Below are 22,938 nucleotides of genomic sequence, written 5' to 3'. Positions count from 1 at the left end.
TACGTTCCGTTCAACCTGGAAGGCCGAGTTCTATGTCACCGCCAGCGATCACCGCGCCATCGGCGAGCAGCGGCGCCGATACGTCAGCCGGCGCGGCACCCCCCGCACCCGCAACGGGGGTGAAGGGCCGGCTCGCCTCCCGTAAGGGTCTGGTGCTTGCCTGCGCCGTTCTGTTCGTCGTTCTCCTCACCTCGATTGTGGTGGCCATCGGTCTGGGCGCCGCCGTGATCACGCCGGGGGAGACCGCCCGGTATCTGTGGGCCGCTGTCAGCGGCGGCCGCATCGCCGCGGAGGAGCTGACCACGTACCAGATCATCTGGCAGATCCGTACGCCACGGGTGCTGCTCGCGGCGCTCGTGGGGGCCGGGCTGAGCGCGATCGGCGTGGCCATCCAGGCCATGGTGCGCAACGCGCTCGCCGACCCCTTCGTGCTGGGCGTCTCCTCGGGCGCGTCCGTGGGAGCCGTCGGTGTCACGGTCACCGGAGGACTGGCGGCGCTGGGCATCTACGCGGTGTCGGCCGGTGCGTTCATCGGGGCCCTGGTCGCGTCGCTCCTGGTGTATGCCGCCTCCTCCAGCCGGGGCGCGCTCTCCCCGCTGCGGCTCGTCCTCACGGGCGTGGCCATGTCGCTGGGCTTCCAAGCGGTGATGAGCCTGATGATCTACTTCGCGCCGGACAGCGAGGCGACCAGCATGGTCCTGTACTGGACCATGGGCAGCTTCGGCGCCGCGAGCTGGGGCGCGCTCCCGGTGGTGTCCGTGGTCGTCATCCTCGGCCTGGTCGTGTTGTACCGGTACGGCCGGGCGCTGGACGTGCTGGCCCTCGGGGACGAGACCGCCGCGAGCCTGGGCATCAGCCCCGACCGGCACCGCAAGGCCCTGCTCGTCCTGGCCTCGCTCGTGACGGGAGTGATGGTCGCCGTCAGCGGCGCCATCGCCTTCGTCGGACTGGTCATGCCCCACGTGGTGCGCATGGTCGTCGGCGCCACCCACGCACGCGTGCTGGCCGTGGCGCCACTGGCCGGAGCGATCTTCATGGTCTGGGTCGACCTGGTGTCCCGGACGTTGGTGGCACCGCGCGAGCTGCCCTTGGGGGTCATCACCGCTCTCGTCGGGGTGCCGGTGTTCGTCGCCCTGATGCGCCGCAAGGGCTACATGTTCGGAGGTCGCTGAGATGGAACTCAGGCTCAACGGGCTCTCTGTGGTGACCGACGGCAGGAGCCTGGTACGCGACCTGTCCCTGGACGTGGAAACCGGCCAGGTCGTGGGCCTGGTCGGCCCGAACGGAAGCGGCAAGTCCACCGCCCTCAGGTGCGTGTACCGTGCGCTCCGCCCCAGCTCCGGCACCGTCTGGGTGGGCGAGGAGGATCTCTCCCGCCTGACAGTGCGCCGCTCCGCACAGGTCATCGCGGCCATGACCCAGGACGGCGTCGTGGATCTCGACTTCACGGTCGAAGAGGTCATCGCACTCGGACGCACGCCGCACCTGCACGGCAACCAGGCGCTCAGCCGCCGGGAGTGGGAGCTGTGCGAACGCGCGATGGACCAGCTCGACATCCGCCACCTCGCCCGGCGCGGAGTCCTGACGCTCTCGGGCGGCGAACGCCAGCGTGTCCTGCTGGCCCGGGCGCTCGTCCAGGAGCCGAAGATCCTGGTGCTGGACGAGCCGACCAACCACCTCGACGTACGCCACCAGGTCGAACTGCTCTCGCTCCTGCGCGGCTCGGGACTCACCGTCCTGGTCGTGCTGCACGACCTCAACCTCGCCGCGGCCGCCTGCGACCGCCTCGGGGTCCTCTGCGAAGGCCGCCTTGTCACCACCGGCACGCCCGAGGACGTACTCACCACGGAACTCGTCCACGAGGTGTTCGGCGTCAAGGCCAGCATCGTGTCCCACCCGCTCACGGGTGACCCGCAGTTGTTGTATTCGCTCAATCCCTCCCTGTGAAAGGCACCACCAGGTCATGACCAACACTCGATCTCCCCGCTCGGTGCGGCAGCACACCATCCTCGGCTCCGCGCTCGCGGCCACACTGCTGCTCAGCGGCTGCGGCGCCGAAGTGCAAACGGATGCCAAGGCGCCCGAGAAGGTCACCGTCAAGAGGTGCGGTGAGCCGGTCGAATACACGGTTCCCCAGCGCGCCGTGGCGTACGAAGGCGGAAGCGCCGACAAGCTGTTCAGCCTCGGGCTGGCCGACCATGTGCACGGCTACGTGATGCCGCCGGCGAACCCGCCGGTGGATGAGTCACCGTGGGCGAGCGACTACGCCAAGGTGAAGATGCTCAGCGACGATCTTCTCAACAAGGAACTCGTGGTCGAGGCCAAGTCCGATTTCGTCCTGGCCGGCTGGAATTCGGGCTTCAAGGATGAGCGGGGCATCACCCCGGAGATCCTGGACAAGCTCGGCATACAGAGCTTCATGCACACCGAGAGCTGCTTCAACTACCCCAAGTACCCGGAGAAGCTCACCCCGTTCGAAGCCCTTTACACCGACCTCGACCGGCTGGGCAGGATCTTCCAGGTCGAGGACAGGGCGGATGAGGTCGTCGGTGGGCTGAAGAAGCGCGTGGAGGCCGTCAAGGCGAAGGCACCCAAGGGCGATCCGGTCCGGGTCTTCCTCTACGACTCGGGCACCGACCAGCCCTTCACCGCGGGCAACCAGGTCCCGCCCAACGACATCATCAAGACCGCCGGCGGCAAGAACATCTTCGACGGCCTCGACCAGCGGTGGACGCAGGTGAACTGGGAGGCCGTCGCCAAAGCGGAGCCGGAAGTCATCATGATCCTCGACTACGGGGACCTGCCCGCCCAGAAGAAGATCGACTTCCTGAAGAAGTCCCCCCACACGAAGGGGCTGCCCGCCGTCAAGAAGAACCACTTCTTCATCCTCGACTACAACGAGGGCATCAGCGGGCCGCGCAACATCGACGGCCTGGAGAAGTTCGCGAAGTACCTGGGCGAGCTGAAGAGCTGACCGAGTCGCAGCGCGCCAGGGCCGTGCCCCTTCCGCACAGCCCTGGCGCTCGCGGGACCGGGTGCAGCCGCCGCTCGGGCCGCGGCGCCGGCGAGGCCGAGATCCCGGTAGACCGCACTCCGGGTTCCGAGCGGCTCTCCAGTGGCGCTGAAGGCGCGTTCGGCAGGGTGGGCGCAGTCGCGCGGCCATGAGGGCGGCGTCGCGAGAGGAGTTGCCATGCCTCAGCCGGTCGGGATACTCCGGCACCAGGTCACCGGAGACGTCTACGCCGAGGTCCAGACGTTCTACGCCCAGCAGATGCGGCGGGTCGACGCCCTCGACATCGAGGGGTTCGCCGACACCTTCACCGAGGACGGTGAGGTCGTGCACGCGGGCGGCCAGCGGCAGAGCGGGCGGGCGGAGATGGTCGCCGGGATGCGGGCCGCCCTGCCGCGCTACCGGGACATCGCCGTACGCCACTGGTTCGGCCACCTGCTGATCGAGACGGACCCGGCGGACGCCGACACCCTGCGGGTGTCGTACTACACCCTCGTCACCCAGACCGACCGCGAGGGCAACGTCTCCTTCCAGCCGACGTTCACCGTCGACGACGTACTCGTCCGGGTCGACGGCCGGCTGCTCACCCGGTCGCGGGTCATCCACCGCGACACGCCGGCCGAGCCGCCCGCCGCCTCCTGAGCCACAGCACCCCGCGTACGGACCGGGCGCCCCTCCTCCCAGGGCCCTGGTCCGTACGCGGGGTGCTGTCGCTGCCACCGGGTACGGCCGTTCAGTCGATGCCACGGCAGATGTGCGGCTCGCTCCCATCGTCGTCCATGTCGCCCGCGAGCAGCAGGGGCACCCATGGCGGCGGCGCGGTTTCGGGCGCCTCATGTGCCGCTTGCTCCACCGGCCGGTCCAGCAGGATCGTCGCCATTGACGGCTCCTCTCGATGTGTCGGTCGTTCCGGTCGACCGAACGTTCCCTGATCAGGCGTGGCAGGCGGGCAACCCGCCGTGGTAGGCGACCATCTCCTTGAAGGACGCCAGCACGTCGATGCGCGCCCCCGGGGCCAGCCCCTCCAGCTCGGCGTACGCGCGGTGCAGGTTCCCGACCAGCCGCTCGGAGTCGACGAGCCGCGCGAACGCGCCCAGGTCCGCCTCCTCGGCCGCCCGCAGAGGGCTGAGCCTCCTTCGTACGCCGTTCTCCGCCAGCTCCCGCACCCAGCGCAGATACGCCTCGGTGGCGTCCAGCAACTCCGCGCCCCCCACCGGGCCGTGGCCCGGCACCACCGTCTCGGCGCCGAGCGCCCGCAGCCGGTCCAGCGCCCGCAGCGACCCGGAGATGGACCCCATCAGGACATACGGTGTGACCCCCGACCACACCACATCGCCCGTGAAGAGCACCGAACGCTCGGGCACCCACACCACCACATCGTTCGCGGTGTGTGCGGGTCCCACATGGAGCAGCTCGATCCGCAGGTTCCCCGCGTGCACCGTGAGCGTGTCGCGGAAGGTGAGCGAGGGCAGCGTGAGCGGCGTCTCGCCCCACTCCACATCCGGCCACAGGTGGCGAAGGCCGAGCCCGGCCTCCGCCGTGTCGGCGCGGCAGCCCTCGTGCGCCACGATCACCGAGCGGGGCGCGAACTGGCCGTTGCCGAAGGTGTGGTCGCCGTGGAAGTGGGTGTTGACCACGTAGTCCGGGCCGTCCGGTACGAGCCGCTCGACCTCGGCGCGCAGCCGCCGGGTGCGTGCCTGAGTCGCGGCGGTGTCGACCAGCACGCTGCGTTCCTCGCCGACGACCAGGCCGGCGTTGTTGAGGCACCAGCCGCCGTCCGGCTGGACGAACGCGTACACCCCGTCCGCGACCGGCCGCAGGGAAGCAGGCGCGACGGGCGGCGCATCGGTGACCGGCGCCCCGCTGACCCGCGTCCCCGTGCCCCGCGCCCCGCTGACTGGTGCCCCCGTGCCCCCCACCCCGCTGACCCGCGTTCCCGTGCCCCGCGCCCCGGTGACCGGCGTCGCCGTCATGCCGCCTCCGCGGTGGCGAGGGGCAGCCGGGTGAAGCGGCCCTGGTGGAAGACGAGCGGATCGGGGTTGCCGTCCGCGGCGGCGAGGGCCACGACCCGGCCGACGAGCAGCGTGTGGTCCCCGGCCGGGTGCGCCGCGTCCAGGACGCACTCGAAGTACGCCTCGGCGGACGGCACGACCGCGTTGCCGGTCACCCCCTCGGCCGCGCCCAGACGCCGCATCGCGGCCAGGCCGGCCGGGCGGTCGGGGCGGCAGAACTCCTGGCCCAGCTCCTGGTGGCGCCGGCTGAGCACATTGACGGCGAAGCTGCCCGCCCGGACGACCCGGGGGCGTATCCGGCCGTCCGCCTTGACGGACACCAGGATCAGCAGGGGATCGAGGGACACGGACGTCAGGCTGTTCAGGGTGATCACGCTCGTGCCGTCACCGCTGCCCTGGGTGAGCAGGGTCACCCCGGTGGGGAAGCGGCCCATGGCGGCGCGGAACGCGGCCGTCTCGGGCGGGGAGAGCAGGGCGGTCGCTGTCTCGGTCATGGTGGGGACTTCCGTCTCTGCTCGCATCAGTAATTGCCCAGTCCGCCACAGACGTTGAGCGCCTGCGCGGTGATCGACGCCGCCAGGTCGGAGACGAGGTAGCCGACCAGCCCCGCCACCTCCTCGGGGGTGGAGTAGCGGCCGAGCGGGATCTTCGCGTTGAACTTCTCCTGGATCGCCTGCTCGCTCACGCCGTAGTGGCCGGCGTAGCCCTGGCGCACCCGCTGCGCCATCGGCGTCTCGACATAGCCGGGGCAGACGGCGTTCACCGTGATGCCGGTCTTCGCCAGCTCCTTGCCGACGGCTTTGGTGAAGCCGACGACCCCGTGCTTGGACGCCGAGTACGGCGCCGCCAGCTCCACGCCCTGCTTGCCTCCGGTGGAGGCGATGTTGACGATGCGGCCCCAGTCGCCGTCGCGCATCCGGCCGGTGCTCAGCACCTCACGGGTGACGCGGAACGTGCCGTTGAGGTTGGTCTCGATCACGTCGTCCCATACGGAGTCCGCCAGCTCGGCCGTGACGCCACCACCGCCCCGGCCCGCGTTGTTGACGAGGACGTCGATACGGCCGTACGTGTCCACGGCGGCCTGGACCGCGGCGCGGATCTGGTCGAGCGAGGTGACGTCGCAGATGGTGCCGGCCACCTCCAGCCCCTCCTCCCGCAGCTGCTTGACCACGGTGCGTATGCTCTCCTCGCCGCGGGCCACCCCGAATACGGCCATGCCCTGCCGGGCCAGCAACTCGGTCACCGCCAGGCCGATCCCGCTGGTCGCGCCGGTGACGAAGGCCACCCGTCGTCCCGCCTGTGTCATGGTGCTCTCCCGTTCCCGTACGTCGTGTGGTGCGTTCTGGGTGGGGACGACCGTGACGGCGCCACCTCGGGCGCTTCTCGACGGCGGGTGGAACGGGGCCGGAGCGCGGCCCTCCAGCGGCACTCGACACGGGGCCTAGCGCCCGGCGCGAGCGTGGGGGCGTTCCGTGCGGTGCACAGCGCGCCCGGAGACACAGCGACACAGCGACACCCGGCGAGATCGAGCGAGGAGGCCCCGTGCCCGAACAGACGCAGACCCTTCCCGATGTACGGAAGTCGGTGACCGTGGCGGCCACGCCAGAACACTGCTTCGCCGTCTTCACCGAACGGCCCAAGGACTGGTGGCCCCCGTCGCACATCCTGGTGAAGAAGGAGCGGGCCGGTCTCGCCTTCGAACCGGGCGTGGGAGGCCGCTACTACGAATGGGACGTCGACGGGACCGAGATCGCCTGGGGCCGGGTGCTGGAATGGGAGCCGGGCCGCCGGCTCGCCATGACCTGGCGTATCGACCCCAACTGGCAGTCCATCCCCGACGACGAGCGCGCCAGCGAGATCGAGGTCGACTTCGAGGCCGTGGACGAGGGGCACACCCGCGTGACGCTGGCGCACGTGAAGCTGCACCAGCACGGCGAGGGCGCCGAGCGGATCTTCAAAGCGCTGGACGGGCCGAGCCCGGGGGAGACGCTGGAACTCTTCGCCAGGGCCGTCGAGAACGGACCCCGGCCATGAGCGGCATACCCGCCGCCGACACGGGCCTCGGCCCGGCGGCCGAGAAGGTACGCATCCTGGCGGCCCAGCACGCGGCCGCGGCCGACCACGACCGCGCGCTGCACCGCGACGTCGTCGACGCGCTGCGCGAAGCGGGCTTCGCGCGGCACTTCGTCGCCTCCCGGTGGGGCGGCAGCGAGGGGTCGTTCGCCGAGCTCACCGCGGCGGTGATCACGGTCGGCGAGGGCTGCGCGGCCACCGCCTGGTGCGCCTCGCTGTCCGCGTACTCCGCCCGGTTCGCCGCCCACCTGCCCGAGGAGGGCCACCGCGCGCTCTGGGGCGGCAACCCGGACGCGGTCGTCGCCACCGCCCTGATGCCGGTCGGCCGTGCCCGGCAGACGGCTGACGGCTGGCGCCTCAGCGGCCAGTGGGCGTACGTCAGCGGGATCGACTTCGCCGACTGGGCGCTGGTGTGCGCGGTCGTGCCCGGCGCCGGGGAAGGACCGCCCAAGATGCGGTTCTTCGCGCTGCCCCGGGGCGCGTACACGGTGCGTGAGACCTGGGACAGCGTCGGCATGCGGGCCACCGGCAGCCACACGGTCGTCGTGGACGACGCCCTCGTGCCCGCCCACCTGTCGTTCGACCGGGCCGACATGCTGTCCGGCCGCAACGTGGCCTCGGGCCTGCCCGCCCACAACATCCCCTTCCAGGCGGTCGGCGGCCTGACGTTCATCGCCCCCGTCGTCGGGGCCGCCGCCGGTGCGCTGTCCGCCGCCACCGCCACGCTCACCGGCAGGAAGCGCAGCCAGACCGGCGAGCTGAAGCTGGTCCGCGCCTCCGGACGGGTCGACGCGGCCCGCCACCTCGTCGAGCAGAACGCGGCGGTGTTGGACGAACGGCTGTTCACCCCCGCGTACATGGCACGCAACGAGCGCAACGCGACCTTCGCCGCCGAGCTCCTCCAGGAGGCCGTCGGCCTGCTCGTCGGCGCCGCCGGGACCGGTGGGCTGGGGGAGGCCCAGCCCCTCCAGCGCTTCTGGCGGGACATCACCTCCGCGACCAGCCATGTCGCGTTGCAGTACGACACGGCCGCCCGCAAGAACTACGCGGCGGTGCTGCTCGGCCCCGAGGACTGAGGGCCACAGGACGGGGAGGGGGTGTCCGGGACAGCGTGGTCCCGGACGCCCCCTCCCCGCGTCTGCGTCCGCACCCGCCGGCGCGCCGGGGGGCTCGGGGGCTCCAGGAAGGAGCGACTTGGCCTCCATCGGAGGTTCCTAGGGTGCTGCGTGACTGTAGCGGCCCAAGCGGAGGTGTCATCCATGACTGCCCCTCAGGAGACGGACGTCTTCCCCCTCACCGGTTCGACCTATCGTGGCCCCGCCCCGCGGTACGCCACACTGCGGGCCGAGCAGCCCGTGGTGAAGGTGCCGACGGCGGGCGGTGTGGACGCCTGGCTGGTCACGCGGTACGAGGACGTGCGCCGCCTGTCCGCCGACCCGCGGCTCAGCCGGGCCCTGGCCTGTGGGCCCGGCGCGCCGAGGATCGGCGGGACGATGCACACCACGCCGGAAATGATCATTTCGCTGGACTCGCCCGAGCACTCCCGGCTGCGCAAACTCGTCGCCGGGGCGTTCACCCTGCGCCGTGTCGAACGGATGCGGGCCAACGTGCAGAAGGTCACCGACGAGCTGCTCGACGACATGCAGGCCAAGGGCGGCACGGTCGACCTGGTGCAGCAGCTCGCGCTGCCCCTGCCGCTGACCGTCATCGGTGAACTGCTCGGGGTGCCCTCGGAGGACCTGCGCAAGTTCGAGAAGTGGGCGCGCGCCTTCGCCACGGTGGACGACCGGGCGGGCGGTGAGGAGTCCCTCAACGGCCTGGCGAAGCTCAGCGAGTACATCGTCGGGCTCATCGCCGACAAGCGGGCCGCGCCGGCCGACGACATGCTGTCCGAGCTGATCGCTGCCCGCGACAACGACGACCGGCTCAGTGAGCCCGAACTGGTCACGTTCGGCTTCACCCTCATCGGCGCCGGTTTCGACACCACGGCGAACCAGCTCGCCAACTCGGTGCTGGCGCTGCTGGCGGACGACCGGGACCAGTGGCGGTGGCTGGCCGAGGACCGTGGCCGCATCCCCACCGCGGTCGAGGAACTCCTGCGGCACGTCAACCTGTTCGCCACCGACACCTCCGGCTTCCCGCGGATCGCGGCGGAGGACATCGAGGTCGGCGGGGTCACCATAGAGAAGGGCGACGCCGTCCTGCTCGCCCTCGCCTCCGCCAACCGCGACGAGACCGTCTTCGCGGACCCCGACCGGCTCGACCTGTCCCGCGAAAACAACCCGCACATCTCCTTCGGCCACGGCGTGCACTACTGCCTGGGCAAACACCTGGGGCGGATGGAGATGGAGATCGCGCTCGACGGCCTGGTACGGCGCTTCCCCGACCTGCGGCTCGCGGTGCCGGAGAGCGAACTGCCCTGGCACAACGGCGAGATCAACCACACGCTCACCAGCCTGCCGGTCACCTGGGGCCCGTGACCCGTGCCGGCCGGGCACACCCGCCCGGTCACCCCCGGGGGCGCCGCGAGGACATCGCGGCGCCCCCGGGTGCCGTGGGGCCGCCCCCGGCGGCTTCCGCCCGGAACACCGTACGACGGGTCCCGCGTATGGGGACGCTCCGGCGTACGGATGGGTCCGGTGTACGGATGGGTCCGGTGTACGGATGGGCCCGGTGTACGGAAGCCCGGCCTTCGAATGGGTGCGGTGTACGGAAAAGCCGGTCCCGGCCACTCCTCGGTGGCCGGGACCGGCTCCGCTTTCCCGCCGGGCGCGGGGGTCAGCCCGCGTCCTTGACCGGGCCCATGACCGCGAAGCGGGCGCCCTGGTCGTCGCAGACCAGCGCGGAGCGCCCGAAGGGGCTGTCCGACGGCTCACGGCTCACACTGCCGCCCAGCTCGCGGACGTTGGCCACGGTGGCGTCGGTGTCCTCGACGGAGAAGTAGACGAGCGCGTGCGCCGGGACCTCCTCCGGGATGAACGCGCCCATCTGGAGGCGGCCCGCGGTCGGCGCCTGCGCCCCGGGGGCGAACCACAGCTTGAAGTCGAACTCCGTACCCTCCGAGATCTGCTGGCCGTTGAAGCCGAACACCGTCTCGTAGAAGGGGTCGACGTCGGCCTTGGCGCGGGTGTAGATCTCCGGCCAGAAGAAGGAGCCCGGGGCGCCCTGGAGCTCGAAGCCGGCGCGCGTGCCGGGCTGCCAGGCGCCGAAGGCCGTGCCGCCGGGGTCCACGGCCAGCAGCACGCTGCCCGCGTCGGCGATCGCGAACGGCCCGCCGGTGACCTTGCCGCCGGCCTCGGTGATGCGGCGGGCCAGGTCCGCCACGTCCGGAGTGGAGAAGTACAGGTTCCAGGCGGTGGGGGCGCCGCCCTGCGCGGGAGCGAGCGCCGCCACGTTCTTGCCGTCCTTCAGCGCCGGCGTGTAGTTGCCGAACTCCCGGGCACCGGCCTCGAACGTCCAGCCGAACAGCTCGCCGTAGAAGCGCTTGCCGGCCTCCAGGTCGGCCACGGTCAGGTCCACCCAGCAAGGGGTTCCAGCATCGAACGAGGTCATGTCCTGCCTCTCTCGGTCGCATACGGTGTACACGTCATCACGGTCGACTGGACGCTATCCGTGGCGTCTTGAGCCCGGCACGAGCGACGCCCGCGTCCCGCTCGTGAGGAGCGGGACGCGGGCGCTGCCGAGGGGGCACCGACCGGTCACCGGCCTTGCGGCGACGCGCCGGGCGGGCCGACCCGGGTGGCGGAGCTGCTGACCGTGACGGGGCCCAGCTGGACGCCGGTCTTCTCGTTCTTGGTGAAGGCGACGGCCGTCGTGATGAACTTGTCGCCCTTGAGGCGGCCCATGTGTACGGCGTGGACGGTGCCGGGGTAGACGCCCTCCGAGGGCTCCTCCGGACCGTCGTGGGTGATGTAGAACGAGAACGACCCGTCCGGCCCGGCGGTCCAGTAACCGCTGCCCGGGTACTCCGGATCGCCGTTCTCGCCGGGTGCGCCGTCCGTGGTCAGGGTGTGGTCGGCGGCGAACGAGAACCGCGAGACGGTTCTCGCCGCGCCCGAGCCGGTGCCTATCGTCACTTCGGTCTCCCAGGTGCCCACCAGGGTGGGCTTCCGGTGCGCGGCCTCGGTCGTGGCGGTCGCCGTGGCGGTACCCGCTCCGACCAGGGCCACGGTCATGGCGAGCCAGACACCGACCGAGCGCAGGGAGTGCCGGCCGGTACGGATGGGCGCGGCGATGGTCGTCTTACGCATGGGAGAGCCTTTCCCGAGGTGTGTGGACATGGGTCTTCAGGTCGAACCCCGGTCGCCGGACCTCGTCGGGCGCCAGGTCCGAGCCGGTGGCCAGCAGCCGCCGGGCGATACCGTGGTCGGCCGGGCGGTTCACCGACTCCACGCCGGTCAGCCGGCCCTCGCGGAAGCAGAAGACGGAGAAGCGGCCGCCGTCCGGGTCGCCCACGACCACCGTCTCGTCGTGTCCCGCGGTCAGCCCGGCGATCTGCAGCCGCAGCGCGTACTGCTCCGACCAGAACCAGGGCACGGCCGTGTACGCGACGGGCTCGCCGCAGATCGCGGCGGCCACGCACGCGGCCTGGCCGGAGGCGTTCTGCACCGACTCCAGACGCACGTGCCGGCCCGCGTGCGGACTGGGGAAGCGGGCGCAGTCGCCGAGCGCGTGGATGTCCGGGTCGTCCGTACGCAGGTGGGCGTCGACGATGACGCCGTCGCCGACCTGGAGGCCGGCGGCGGCCGCGAGTTCGGTGTTCGGCAGCACTCCGACGCCGACCACGACGAGGTCCGCGGGGACGCGCTCCCCGCCGTCGAGTTCCACGACCTCCACCCGGCCCGAGGAGTCCCCCCACAGGGCGGTCACCTCGCGGCTCAGCAGCACGCGGACCCCCGCGTCGAGGTGCTCGGCGACCAGCCGGGCCGACATCACGGGCGTGAGCGCGCGGGCCAGGGCACGTGCCTGCGCCTCCACCACCGTCACCTCGTGGCCCAGCTTCCGGGCGGTGGCGGCCAGTTCGAGCCCGATGAATCCGGCCCCGACCACCACCAGGCGGCGCGGCGGGCCGGTCAGCCGCTCCCGCAGTCGCTCGGCGTCGGCGAGGCCGCGCAGCGTCAGCACACCGGACAGCGCGGCCGCCCCGGGCACCGGCAGCGTGCGGGGCCGCGCTCCCGTGGCCAGGACGAGCCTGTCGTACGGGAGGCTCGTCCCCGACTCCAACAGGACGGTCCGGCCCTCCCGGTCGATCTTCGCGGCCCTGTTCCCCGACACCAGTTCGATGTCATGGGCGGCGAAGAAGGAGCGCGGGCGCAGCTCCAGCTCCCCGGCCGTCATGGCACCCGTCAGAAAGCCTTTGGACAAGGGCGGACGCTGGTACGGGACCACGGGCTCGTCCCCGACCAGGGTGATCCGGCCGGTGTACCCGCGGCCGCGCAGCGCGGCGGCGGTGTCGAGCCCGCCCTGGCCCGCGCCGACGACGACGACTCCTCGCGGGCCCATCAGCTCTGCGCCTCCGGCAGGTGCACGACCAGCCCGTCCAACTCGTCCGACACCGGCAGCTGGCAGCTGAGCCGGCTGCGCTCGGTGCGGTCGCAGGCCGTCCCGTACAGCACGTCGTCCTCGACCGAGTCCATGGCGGGCAGCGGCAGCTCATTGGCCTCGTCGATGTAGACGTGGCAGGTGCCGCACTGGGCGGAGCCGCCGCACTGCGCCTCGATGCCCTCGATGTTGTTGAGCTTCGCACCGCGCATGACCGTGTTCGGCGCCTCGACGTCGACGATCGTGACGGTGCCGCTCGGATGCTTGTAGGTGATCTTGGCCATGCGCTCTCCTCTGGAGTGTCGACCGGCTTGCGGAGATACGGCAGGGACTGTGGCGACCGTCCCTGGGGGCGCGGTGGAGGAGACCTGGAGACGGCGCACGGCTCGACCGGGCCGCCACCCGGCCGCCATCGGCGTTCGACCGGCCGCGCGCAGCGTTCGGCCATGACTGCTCGGACGCTGCACACCGCCGCCCCGCCCGCCACGACCGGCAACCGGCTCCGACTGGTGCTTCTCGCCTGCTGCCTGGGTCAGTTCATGAACGTCCTGGACGCCTCGGTGGTGAACGTGGCCCTGCCGGTCATCGCCGAGGAGCTGCGCTTCGACCGGCACAACCTGCAACTGGTCAACAACGCCTACACCGTGGTGGTCTGCGGGTTCCTCCTGCTCGGCGGCAGGCTCGCCGACCTGTTCGGGCAGCGCAGGATCTTCCTGTGCGGGGTCGCGCTGTTCACCTTCGCCAGCACCGTCGGCGGCATGGCCGACGACCCCGCCACCCTCGTCCTGGCCCGCGCCTTCCAGGGTCTGGGGGCCGCGGTCATGGCACCGGCCACGCTGACCGTCCTCGGGACGACGTTCACCGACCCGGCCGCGCGCGCCAAGGCGTTCGGCTGGTGGAGCGCGGTGTCGGGCGCCGCCGGCGCGATAGGCGTGCTGCTCGGCGGTGTGATCACCGAGTTCTTCTCGTGGCGGTGGATCCTGCTGATCAACCTGCCCATCGGCATCGTGCTGTTCGCCACCGTGTGCTGGGTCGTCCCCGAGTCCCCGGCACGGCAGACGCGGCGCGCGCTTGACGTCCCCGGCGCCGTCACGGTGACCCTCGGTCTGATGGCCGCCGTCCACGGCGTATCCGAGGCGCATGTGTACGGCTGGGGCTCGGTACGCGTCCTCGGGCCCCTGCTGGGCGGCGCGGCCCTGCTCGCCGCGTTCGTGCTGATCCAAGCCAGGTTCGCCCCGCACCCGCTGGTCCCGCTCGGCATCTTCCGCAACCGCTCCGTCGCGGCGGCCAACCTTGTCGCGTTCTTCGGCATCGCCGCCCTCTTCAGCACCTTCTACTTCTTCACCCTGCTGCTCCAACAGGTCCTCGGCTACAGCCCGCTGGAGACCGGCCTCGGCTATCTGCCGCTGTCGCTGGGCATCGCGCTCGGCGGATGGGGCATCTCCTCGGTGGTGCCGCGCACCGGTCCCAGGCCCGTACTGATCGGCGGGCTGGCGCTGTCCAGCGCGGGGCTGCTGTGGCTCGCCCGGACGGACCCGACCGCCACCTACACCGGCGACGTCCTCGGCCCCGTCCTGCTCCTCGGCTTCGGCATGGGCGCCGTCCTCAACGCCACGACCAACGCCGCCACCGCCGGGCTCCGCGCCCACCAGGCCGGGCTGGCGTCGGGCCTGCTCAACACCACGCGCCAGCTCGGCAGCGCCGTGGGGCTGGTGTCCCTGGCCGCCCTGTCCACCGCGCGCGTCGACGGCCGCACCGAGGGCGGCCCGGCCTCCCCCGAGGCCCTCGCCTCCGGGTACGGCCTTGCGCTGACCGGCGCCGCGCTCTTCGCCGCCGCGGGCGTACTGGCCGCGCTGGCCGTACCGGTCAGGGAGCGGTCCAGGGCAGCTCAAGGCGATACCGAGAGGCTGGCCACCTGACGAGAACGGAGGTTTGCGGTGGTGAACGAGTTCTACGCACAGCGGCCGCAGTGGTCGCCCGCGCCGCACGACGACCAGCTCGAGTACGCGACGATCGAGGTGCCCCGCGACTACACCGACCCCGGGGGAGAGTGGATCTCCCTCGCCCTCAGCCGCCGCCGGGCCACCGACCCCCAGCGGCGGCGCGGCATCCTGCTGGGGGTCAACGGAGGCCCCGGCGGTGACTGGGGCCTGGGTCGCGCGCTGCCCGACAAGTTCGCCGGCACCCCCCCGCACGAGGTGTACGACCTGATCGGCTTCGACCCGCGCGGCACGGGCGCGTCCACGCCGCTGCACGCCGAAGTGACCGTGCCGCGCGCGCCGTTCGACTCCCGCCCGCCCGACTCGGCGTTCGAGACGCTCGCCGAGGACATGCGGCTGCGCGAGGAGGCCTGCGCGCGAGCGGGCGGCGACCTGCGACCGCACATCAGCACCCGCAACACGGCCCGCGACATGGACGTCGTCCGCGCCGTCCTCGGCGAACCGAAGCTCACCTTCGTGGGGTACGCGTACGGCGCCTACGTTGGTGCCGTCTACGGCAGCATGTTCCCCGAGCACCTGGACCGCACGGTCCTCGACTCCTGCGTCAGCCCCGACTGGACCTGGCGCGAACAGTTCCTGTGGCAGGGAGACGCGGTCCAGCGCAACGTCGACCAGTGGGCGGCGTGGACGGCCGAACGCCACGGCCACTTCGGGCTCGGCACCTCCGCCGCCCAGGTGCTGGCCACCGTGGAAGAGGTCGTCACCCGGCTCGAAGGGCTGACCCACGGCGTGCAGCTGCGCACCCTGTTCGACGGCGCCGTGGGCAACCGCGCCGGCGACCGCGGCCAGTGGACGGACCTGGGCATCCTCGTCGCCCGCCTGCACGAGACGGCCGCTGCCGGCGGTGACGGGGCGGGCGACGCGTGCCGCGGGCTGCTGGCGCAGCAGGGCACCTGGCGGCCGAGCGACAGCGAGGGCGACCTGCGGTGCGGCGTACTGGAGGCGATCACCCTCGAACACGCCTGGCCCGCCGACCTGGAGGTCTACTTCCAGGACATGCGCGACTTCCGCAAGCGGTTCCCGTACGGCTACGGCGTGCTGCGCGCCCAGCCGTGGGTGGGCGCCTTCCGCACCTTCGAGGCCCCCGAGCCGCCGACGGTGCTCACCCGTGACGGCTACCCGGCCGGCCTCGTCGTCCAGGCCGACGGCGACCCGATGGACCACTACGCGGGCGGCGTGGCCATGGCGGAACGGCTCGGCCACCACCTGCTCACCGTCGAGGACTCGGGCGAGCACGAGGTGTACGTCCTCGGCGGCAACCCGCACGTCGACACCCTCGTACACCGCTACCTGGTGGACGGCGTCCTGCCGCCCTCCCGCGCCTCCTGTCCGGGCCGTACCCCGCGCCCCCACATTCCCGCCGACGCCGCCTGAGCCACCGCGGGGACACCACGAAGGCCCGGTACCGATCGGTACCGGGCCTTCGTCGCGCGCCGTTGCGTCACCACTCGACCGGCAGCTCCCACAGTCCGTAGATCACAGCGCCTTCCTTGCGCGGGATGTCCAGGAACGGCTTCGCGAGCCGCAGCGTCGGGACGCGCTGGAACAGCCGGCTCCACACGATCTCCAGCTCCAGCCGGGCCAGGTCCGCGCCGATGCAGTGGTGCACCCCGTGCCCGAACCCCAGGTGCTTGCGGCTGCCGCGGGTGATGTCCAGCTTCTCCGGCTCCGGGAAGACCTCCGGGTCGCGGTTGGCGGCCAGCCCCAGGCACAGGATGCCGTCGCCCTTGCGGATGACCTGACCGCCGATCTCGATGTCCTCCAGCGCCACGCGCGGCACCGCCGTGTCACCGATGGTGGCGAACCGCACCAGCTCCTCGACGGCCGGCCGTACCAGCGACGGGTCGTTGAGCAGCAGTTCGAGCTGGTCCGGGTTCTCCAGCAGGCAGGCGGTGCCCAGCGAGATCTGGCTGGCGGTCGTCTCGTGGCCGCCGTTCATCAGCAGCCGCACCATGTTGAACAGATCGCGGTCGGTGTACTCCTCGCCGGACGCCTCGTAGTCGGCCATGGCACGGCTGAGCAGATCCTCGCCGGGCTCGGCCTTCTTCTGCTGGATCAGCTCACTGATGTACGCGTTCACCTCCACGATCGCCGCCTGCCGCTCCTCGGTGGAGCTGTGGCCGCCGAGCAGGGCCGTACCGTGCTTGATGAAGAAGTCGTGCTGGTCCTGCGGGATGCCCAGCAGTTCACAGATCACCGTCATCGGCACGGCCAGCGAGAAGACCCGGTGGAAGTCGACCGGCGGGGCCATCGCCAGCAGCTTGTCCAGGTGGTCGTCGACGATCTCCTCGATACGCGGCCGCAGCCGCTGCACCTGGCGGTTGGTGAAGGTCAGGGCGGCCTTGCGCCGGGTGTCGCTGTGCTCCTTGCCGTCGTACCCGATGAACGACGTCTCCGTGCGGTACTCCGGCGGGGCGACGAAGTAGAACGGGAAGTTGTCGTGCTTGCGCGAGGCGCTGACCCGCGGGTCGGTCAGCAGCTCCCGTATGGTCTGGTAGCCGGTGACCGTCCAGATGCGCAGGCCGGAGCCGTCCAGGGTGACCTGCGAGACGTCCTTCTCCACCATCCCGGCGTATTCCGCCGGAGGCGTGAAGGGGCACTGCCGCCGGTAGGGGAACGTCTTGGTCTCCGCCTCCGCGAGGGCGTCCGGCTCCATGGCACTGGTTGTCACGGTGAGTCCTTTCCGTTTCGTGAGAGATGGGGCGAGCGAGAGCGCGGCCCAGGGCTGTCTTTCGGGCAGGCCCTAGCGGCCGGCGATGTCCATTCCGCCGTCGACGGTGATGATCTGGCCGGTGACCAGCGAGTCGCACGGCTCGGCGAGCCGGGTGACCCACGAGGCGATGTCCTCCGCCTCGGCGACCCGGCCGAGCGGGATGGAGGGCGTCACCCCGGCGAAGAGGCCCTCGACCTGTTCGGCGGAGAGCCCGTTGGCCGCGTACGCCTCGGTACGGACGAAGCCGGGAGCGACCGCGTTGACGCGCACGCCGCGCGGGGCGAGCTCCGCGGCCCAGCTCCGGGTGAAGCTGTGCACGGCCGCCTTGCTCGCGGAGTACAGCGAGCTTTCGGGGCCGGGGTTGTGGCCGCCCCTGCTGGAGATGAGGACGATGTGTCCGCCCGGGCTGCGCAGCATCGGCAGCAGGTGCGTGGTCAGCAGCGCCGGACCGAGCACGTTGGTCTCCAGCACCTCACGGGCCGTGCCCGCGTCGAGCGCCGCGAGCGGGGTGAAACGGAAGACACCGGCGTTGTGTACGAGGACGTCCACGGCGCCGCCGCGCTCCCGTACCGCCTCGGCGACGGCCTCGGCGCCCACCTCGGTGGTCACATCGGCGGTCACCGGGACGATCGCCGGGTGGAGTCCGGCGACCTCGGCCAGCCGCTCCTTGCGGCGGCCCGTGATGATCACCGCGGTGGCGCCCAGACCCGCGAACGCCAGCGCGGTGGCACGGCCGATGCCCGTGCCTCCCCCGGTGACGACGACGGTGTGATCGGCGAACGGCGTGTCCGACATGACGATTCCTCTCTCGGCCGGTGTGTGACGGCGGACGGATCCAGCCGCGAGCCAGTACACCGGGTCCCGCTGGGGTGCCGGTCGAGCGGACGGGGAGCGGGCCGGCCGCGGTCAGTGGACGTCGTCGAAGCGGATCTCGGGGGAGGGGCAGCCGGCCGCCGCGAACGCCAGCAGCCGCATGCCCTCCTCGACCAGCTCCGCTCGCTCGCCACGGGTCAGCGGGGCGAACGCTTCCAGCACCAGGGTCGCCGTGTCCCGCCCCCGTTCGATGCGCCACATGCCCCGTACGAAACCGTCGACCAGGAACGTGGGCCGGATCAGGCCGTTGCGGGTGAAGACCAGGCGGCGCTGCTCCTCGGTGAGGATGCGCGAACGGTCGGCGTGGGACAGCAGGATGTTGTCGAAGTCGGGCAGGTACCGCACCGGTACGGGCGTGGCCGGGTCCGGCCGGGGCGCTTCCGGCAGGTCGTACAACTCCACGCCGTTGGAGTCGCGAAAGGCGCACAGCCGCGCTCCGAGCCGTCGCACCACCGCACCGAGCCGCGTCATGCCCGACCAGACCTGCATGTCCTTGACGGACGCCGGGCCGAACGCCGCCAGATAGCGGATGACCGTCTCGTCGGGGGAGTCGTCGGTGCCGAGCGGCCGGCCCAGCCACGCCTCGGCGGTGGTGTGCACGGCCTGCCCGCTCTCGCCCCACAGGCCGCGCGGCGGGATCTGCACCAGGGGTTCGAGATTGCGCACCACGTTGGCCAGGGCGAACGGATCACGGCCGGGCACCCGCTCGGCGAGTCGCGCGCCCAGCCCGCCCAGCGTGAGCGGTTCCTTCTCGACCAGCTGGCGGCCGAGGGCGGCGACCTCGGCCAGGTCGACTCCGGCCAGCTTCCGCCCGAACGTACCCGTCAGCCGGCTCTCCAGCGACCCGCGCAGCACCGGCCGCAACCGCAGGCAGTCGCGAGCCGAGACCAGATGCAGGGTGCCGCGCATCAGGACGAGGCGTACGACGGCCCGCTCCTCGACGAGCCGTGAAAGGTCCTCGATACGGAACCCCGCCAGCCGCGTCCACAGGCCGACGTACGGCGGGTTCGGCGCCTGCGCCTGCATACCGACCAGATGCTCCACGGCGTCGACGGCGGTCATGTCCGACCGTTCCGTGAGCAACTGCCGCGCCAGCAACGCCCGGTTCAGCGCCCTCGGGTCCAGCGGACCCCTCTGCTGTGCCGTCATGGCCGTCCCTTCGATCCTCAAGCGTGACGAGGGCGGTGTCCCGGGGACGGCCCCCGGGACACCGCCGCAGCGTACGAACGAGCCGTCTCAGCTCAGTCTGACCAGTACGGTGCCGCTGTACCGGCGCTCCAGCAGCGCGATGAACGCCTCCGGCAGTGCGGGCACCCCACCTTCCACGACCGTGTGCGGGAAGACCACCCTGTCCTCCCGCAGCCACTCGCCGAACCGGGCGTTCCAGTGCTCGATCTGGTCCGGGGTGTGCAGGGTGGCGAAGCCGCGCAGGGTGAGGTCCTTGGTGATGACCGACATCAGCGGCAGCCGCGGGCTGCCCCCGTCGCCGCCGTGCTGGCCGGCCAGCGCGCCGCACAGCGCGAACCGCGCGCCACGCGACGCCACCCGCACCGCCGCCTCGAACTGCTCGCCGCCCACGTTGTCGAAGACCACGTCGAGCCCGTCCGGGGCCAGCGCCACGAGCTGCTCGGCCACCGGGCCGTCGTGGTAGTCGAAGGCGGCGTCGAAGCCCAGTTCGTCCACCAGAAAGTCGATCTTCTCCTTGGAACCCGTGCTGCCGATGACCCGCTTGGCGCCCCGCAGCCTGGCGATCTGCCCGGCCAGCGCCCCGACACCGTTGGTCGCACCGGACACGAACACGACATCGCCCTCGCGCACGTCCGCCGTACCGACCATGCCGTGCCAGGCGGTCGGGCCCTGCGAAAGGAAGAACTCCGGCCCGGGCAGCAGGTTCCGGTCCCGCTTGGAGAAGTCGTGGGCGGCGCCGACGGCGTACTCCCGCCACCCGGAGAAGTGCTCGACCAGATCCCCGACGCCGAGGTCCGGGCTGTTCGACCGGACCACCGTGCCCACGGTCCGGCCCCACATGGCGATGCCGGGCTGGAAGACGGGGATCGGCAGCTTGGTGTCCGGGTTCATCTGGTCGCGGGCGACCGAGCCCAGGGCCATCCAGTCGTTGCGTACGACGACCTGCCCCTCACCGGGCTCGGAAAGCGCGGACTCGGCGAGCTCGAAGTGGTCGAGGGTGACGTCGCCCGTGGGGTACGAGGCGAGCCGGACCTCCCGGCTGGTCGCCGGCAGCTGATCGAGGGTCATGCGGTGCTCCTTGACAGTTCGACGGGAAGGGCGAGCAGGTTGTGGTTCACGTCTCCGGCCCGCCAGGTGAGCTCCTGCTCGGGAACCGCGAGCCGGGCGTCGGGGAAGCGGCGGGTCAGCTCCTGAAGCGCCACGGTCAGCTCAAGGCGCGCCAGCGGTGCCCCCAGGCAGCGGTGGATGCCATGGCCGAACGCCAGATGGGGGTTGTCGGTCCGGCCGAAGTCGGCGCGGTCGGGGTCGGCGAACACCGAGGCGTCACGGTTGGCCGAGGGGAAGGCGAGGAACACGGCCTCGCCGGCGGGGATGACGACATCGCCGATGGGCACGTCCTCGGTGGCGATGCGGGGGAGCCCCGAGGTGTCGTTGCCGTTCAGGTTGACGGTGCGCAGCAGTTCCTCGACCGCGGCCGGGATCTCGCGCGGGTGCTCGCCCAGCCGGCGCCACAGGTCGCGGTGGCCGGCGAGCAGGGTGACGACGAAGTTGCCGATCTGGCCGGCGGACGAGTCGAACCCGGCGCCCAGCAGAGTGAAGCCCAGGCCCACCAGCTCCTCGAAGCCCAGCCGGTCCTCGCCGAGCCGGGCGCCGATCAGCGCGGAGAGCACATCGTCGGCGGGCTCCCGCTGCTTGGCCGCCACCAGCCCCGCGATGTATCCGCCGAGCTTCTCGCCGCCCTCGGCGGCCTGCTCCTCGGGCGCCGAGACGTCGGCGAACTGCCGTACCCACGCGTGGAAGCGGTCCCGGTCGCCCTCCGGAACGCCCAGCAGCTCGCAGATGACCGTCATGGCGAGCGGCGCCGCGAACCCGGCGACCAGGTCGACCGGCCCATGACCGGCCTCCTTCTCCAGCGCGTCCAGCAGCCGCCCCGCGACCTCCCGTACGCGCGGGCGCATCCCTTCGACGCGCTCCCGTGAGAAGGCCTGCTCGGCCAGGGCGCGCAGCCGGGTGTGGTCCGGCGGGTCCAGCGAGATGATCATCCCTGGCGGGGCCTGGAAGAGGCCGCTGAACCGCGGCGCTTCGGGGGCGTAGGAGGCGGCCCGGCTGAACCGCGGGTCGTCGAGCACGCGGATCACGTCCTCGTGGCGGGTCACCAGCCAGGCGTGGCCGCCGCCCGTCCACGCCACCCGGACGACCGGCCGCTCGGCACGCAGGCGCGCGAAGAGCGGCGCGGGGCCCCGGTGGCTGGAGCCGGGAAAGGGGAAGCCGGGCAGGTCCGGCTCCCCGGCCGGCGCGTTCGCTCGGTCGTTCATCGTGAGGACCCCTCGGTCAGCGCAGCGTACGGAAGAAGGAGCGCAGTTCACCGACGAGCAGCTCCGGCTGCTCCAGCGCGGGGAAGTGCCCGCCGGTCTCGTGGTCGGTCCAGCGGCGCAGATCGGTGAACCGGTGCTCGCACCAGGCGCGGGGCATCCGCGCGTCCTTGGGGAAGACGGAACAGGCCGTGGGGACGTCCACCGGGTCCAGCGCCATCTTGTTGTGGCTCTCCCAGTAGATCCGGGCGGAGGAGGCACCCGTCCCGGCCAGCCAGGCGAGCGTCACCACGTCCAGCAGCCGGTCCCGGGCAATCACCTTCTCCAGGTCGCCGTCGTGGTCGCTCCAGGCCCAGTACTTCTCGACGATCCAGGCCAGCTGGCCGACCGGCGAGTCGGTGAGGGCGTACCCGAGGGTCTGGGGGCGGGTGGACTGGAGGGCGGAGTAACCCCCCTCGTTCTGCTGGAACTCCTTGAGCGCCGCGAGCCCGGCCAGGTCCCGCTCGTCCAGCGCCACCTGCTCCCGCGGCGGCTTGGCGAACGGCATCGCCAGATGGATGCCGAGCAGGTGCTCCGCGTCGATGCCGCCCAGTTCCCCGGTGAGGAACGAGCCCCAGTCGACGCCGTGGGCGGCGTAGCGCTCGTAGCCGAGCCGGGCCATCAGCTCCGCCCAGGCCGCAGCGGTGCGCTCCACGGTCCATCCGGTGGCCGAGGGCTTGTCGCTGAACGCGTAACCGGGAAGGGAGGGGCACACCACGTGGAAGGCGTCCGCCGGGTCCTCGGGGTCCGTGAGCGGACCGAGCAGGTCCAGGAACTCGACCACCGAACCGGGCCAGCCGTGGCTGAGCAGCAGCGGCACGGCGCCCGGGTGCGGGGAGCGCAGGTGCAGGAAGTGGACGCCCAGCCCGTCGATCTCCGTACGGAACTGCGGCACGGCGTTCAGCCGGGCCTCGGTCGCCCGCCAGTCGTAGGAGGTCCGCCAGTACGCGGCCAGGTCGCGGAGGTAGTCCAGGGGCACGCCCTGCGACCAGTCGTCGACGGTCTCCGCCTCCGGCCACCGGGTGCGCCCGAGACGGTCCCTGAGGTCGGCGAGATCCGCCTCGGGAAACCCGACGCTGAAGGGCGTGAGCGCGGTACTCATGCGAGTGCTCCTCCTGTGCTGCCGAAGCCTGCTGAAGCCTGTGCTGCCGAAACCTGCCGAAGCCTGCCGAGCCGG

At 71.8% G+C, this 22,938-nt stretch carries 23 protein-coding genes; 9 read left to right on the top strand and 14 right to left on the bottom strand.

What is annotated here, in order from left to right; all coding sequences use genetic code 11:
• Positions 1-152: 152 nt before the first annotated feature.
• From QWM81_RS15370 to QWM81_RS15355, 4 genes are all read left to right on the top strand, one after another.
• Entirely contained in the window at positions 153-1,172 is a 1,020-nt protein-coding gene (locus QWM81_RS15370) for a FecCD family ABC transporter permease (RefSeq protein WP_353938305.1), read from the top strand.
• Position 1,173: 1 nt separating this feature from the next.
• Positions 1,174-1,947, top strand: a complete 774-nt coding sequence (locus tag QWM81_RS15365; protein WP_290112532.1) for an ABC transporter ATP-binding protein — start codon at positions 1,174-1,176, stop codon at positions 1,945-1,947.
• Positions 1,948-1,963: 16 nt separating this feature from the next.
• Entirely contained in the window at positions 1,964-2,974 is a 1,011-nt protein-coding gene (locus QWM81_RS15360; RefSeq protein ID WP_290112531.1) for an ABC transporter substrate-binding protein, read from the top strand.
• A gap of 216 nt (positions 2,975-3,190) precedes the next feature.
• Positions 3,191-3,652 (top strand): nuclear transport factor 2 family protein, encoded by a 462-nt coding sequence (locus QWM81_RS15355; protein WP_290112530.1) that lies wholly within the window; start codon positions 3,191-3,193, stop codon positions 3,650-3,652.
• A 91-nt stretch (positions 3,653-3,743) separates the two neighbouring features.
• Here QWM81_RS15355 and QWM81_RS15350 read toward each other — a convergent pair whose 3' ends face one another.
• From QWM81_RS15350 to QWM81_RS15335, 4 genes are read right to left on the bottom strand one after another with little or no spacing between them, the layout of a single operon-like run.
• Positions 3,744-3,890, bottom strand: a complete 147-nt coding sequence (locus QWM81_RS15350; protein WP_290112529.1) for a hypothetical protein — start codon at positions 3,888-3,890, stop codon at positions 3,744-3,746.
• A gap of 52 nt (positions 3,891-3,942) precedes the next feature.
• Positions 3,943-4,983, bottom strand: coding sequence for an MBL fold metallo-hydrolase (locus tag QWM81_RS15345; RefSeq protein WP_290112528.1), 1,041 nt, complete (start codon positions 4,981-4,983; stop codon positions 3,943-3,945).
• On the bottom strand, positions 4,980-5,516 hold the full coding sequence (locus QWM81_RS15340; protein ID WP_290112527.1) for a flavin reductase family protein: 537 nt from the start codon (positions 5,514-5,516) through the stop codon (positions 4,980-4,982). The genes QWM81_RS15345 and QWM81_RS15340 overlap by 4 nt, the downstream gene beginning before the upstream one ends.
• A gap of 26 nt (positions 5,517-5,542) precedes the next feature.
• Entirely contained in the window at positions 5,543-6,328 is a 786-nt protein-coding gene (locus QWM81_RS15335; protein WP_290112526.1) for an SDR family NAD(P)-dependent oxidoreductase, read from the bottom strand.
• A gap of 236 nt (positions 6,329-6,564) precedes the next feature.
• On the opposite strand from QWM81_RS15335, the gene QWM81_RS15330 reads away from it, so the two are divergent.
• The 3 genes from QWM81_RS15330 to QWM81_RS15320 all read left to right on the top strand — a co-directional run bounded on the left by QWM81_RS15330 (position 6,565) and on the right by QWM81_RS15320 (position 9,575).
• Positions 6,565-7,056: an SRPBCC family protein gene (locus QWM81_RS15330; protein ID WP_290112525.1), complete on the top strand. Its 492-nt coding sequence runs from the start codon at positions 6,565-6,567 to the stop codon at positions 7,054-7,056.
• Positions 7,053-8,171: an acyl-CoA dehydrogenase family protein gene (locus tag QWM81_RS15325; RefSeq protein WP_290112524.1), complete on the top strand. Its 1,119-nt coding sequence runs from the start codon at positions 7,053-7,055 to the stop codon at positions 8,169-8,171. Before QWM81_RS15330 ends, QWM81_RS15325 begins: the two co-directional genes overlap by 4 nt.
• Positions 8,172-8,354: 183 nt before the next feature.
• Positions 8,355-9,575: a cytochrome P450 gene (locus QWM81_RS15320; RefSeq protein WP_290112523.1), complete on the top strand. Its 1,221-nt coding sequence runs from the start codon at positions 8,355-8,357 to the stop codon at positions 9,573-9,575.
• A 298-nt stretch (positions 9,576-9,873) separates the two neighbouring features.
• Here QWM81_RS15320 and QWM81_RS15315 read toward each other — a convergent pair whose 3' ends face one another.
• The 4 genes from QWM81_RS15315 to QWM81_RS15300 all read right to left on the bottom strand — a co-directional run bounded on the left by QWM81_RS15315 (position 9,874) and on the right by QWM81_RS15300 (position 12,920).
• Positions 9,874-10,614, bottom strand: a complete 741-nt coding sequence (locus QWM81_RS15315; protein WP_353938304.1) for a VOC family protein — start codon at positions 10,612-10,614, stop codon at positions 9,874-9,876.
• A 179-nt stretch (positions 10,615-10,793) separates the two neighbouring features.
• On the bottom strand, positions 10,794-11,345 hold the full coding sequence (locus tag QWM81_RS15310; RefSeq protein WP_290112521.1) for a hypothetical protein: 552 nt from the start codon (positions 11,343-11,345) through the stop codon (positions 10,794-10,796).
• Complete coding sequence (locus tag QWM81_RS15305; protein WP_290112520.1) at positions 11,338-12,597, bottom strand: NAD(P)/FAD-dependent oxidoreductase; 1,260 nt, start codon at positions 12,595-12,597, stop codon at positions 11,338-11,340. The genes QWM81_RS15310 and QWM81_RS15305 overlap by 8 nt, the downstream gene beginning before the upstream one ends.
• Positions 12,597-12,920, bottom strand: coding sequence for a 2Fe-2S iron-sulfur cluster-binding protein (locus QWM81_RS15300; protein ID WP_290112519.1), 324 nt, complete (start codon positions 12,918-12,920; stop codon positions 12,597-12,599). The genes QWM81_RS15305 and QWM81_RS15300 overlap by 1 nt, the downstream gene beginning before the upstream one ends.
• 162 nt (positions 12,921-13,082) lie before the next feature.
• On the opposite strand from QWM81_RS15300, the gene QWM81_RS15295 reads away from it, so the two are divergent.
• On the top strand, positions 13,083-14,555 hold the full coding sequence (locus tag QWM81_RS15295) for an MFS transporter (protein ID WP_290112518.1): 1,473 nt from the start codon (positions 13,083-13,085) through the stop codon (positions 14,553-14,555).
• A gap of 21 nt (positions 14,556-14,576) precedes the next feature.
• Positions 14,577-16,010 carry an alpha/beta fold hydrolase gene (locus QWM81_RS15290; protein WP_290112517.1) on the top strand — a complete coding sequence of 478 codons (1,434 nt, stop codon included), beginning with the start codon at positions 14,577-14,579 and terminating at the stop codon, positions 16,008-16,010.
• A gap of 67 nt (positions 16,011-16,077) precedes the next feature.
• On the opposite strand, the gene QWM81_RS15285 is transcribed toward QWM81_RS15290, so the two are convergent.
• From QWM81_RS15285 to QWM81_RS15260, 6 genes are all read right to left on the bottom strand, one after another.
• Positions 16,078-17,307 (bottom strand): cytochrome P450, encoded by a 1,230-nt coding sequence (locus tag QWM81_RS15285; protein WP_290112516.1) that lies wholly within the window; start codon positions 17,305-17,307, stop codon positions 16,078-16,080.
• A 72-nt stretch (positions 17,308-17,379) separates the two neighbouring features.
• Positions 17,380-18,144 carry an SDR family NAD(P)-dependent oxidoreductase gene (locus tag QWM81_RS15280; protein ID WP_290112515.1) on the bottom strand — a complete coding sequence of 255 codons (765 nt, stop codon included), beginning with the start codon at positions 18,142-18,144 and terminating at the stop codon, positions 17,380-17,382.
• Positions 18,145-18,255: 111 nt separating this feature from the next.
• A complete protein-coding gene (locus QWM81_RS15275) occupies positions 18,256-19,371 on the bottom strand; it encodes a winged helix DNA-binding domain-containing protein (protein WP_290112514.1) in 1,116 nt (371 codons plus the stop codon).
• 87 nt (positions 19,372-19,458) lie between these two features.
• Positions 19,459-20,478 carry an MDR family NADP-dependent oxidoreductase gene (locus QWM81_RS15270; RefSeq protein WP_290112513.1) on the bottom strand — a complete coding sequence of 340 codons (1,020 nt, stop codon included), beginning with the start codon at positions 20,476-20,478 and terminating at the stop codon, positions 19,459-19,461.
• Positions 20,475-21,725: a cytochrome P450 gene (locus QWM81_RS15265; RefSeq protein WP_290112512.1), complete on the bottom strand. Its 1,251-nt coding sequence runs from the start codon at positions 21,723-21,725 to the stop codon at positions 20,475-20,477. The genes QWM81_RS15270 and QWM81_RS15265 overlap by 4 nt, the downstream gene beginning before the upstream one ends.
• 16 nt (positions 21,726-21,741) lie before the next feature.
• On the bottom strand, positions 21,742-22,863 hold the full coding sequence (locus QWM81_RS15260; protein WP_290112511.1) for an epoxide hydrolase family protein: 1,122 nt from the start codon (positions 22,861-22,863) through the stop codon (positions 21,742-21,744).
• Positions 22,864-22,938: the final 75 nt, after the last annotated feature.

It is taken from the genome of Streptomyces ficellus (assembly GCF_030406405.1).
Lineage (GTDB): Bacteria > Actinomycetota > Actinomycetes > Streptomycetales > Streptomycetaceae > Streptomyces > Streptomyces ficellus_B.
This window is presented reverse-complemented; position numbering and strand designations above follow the sequence as displayed.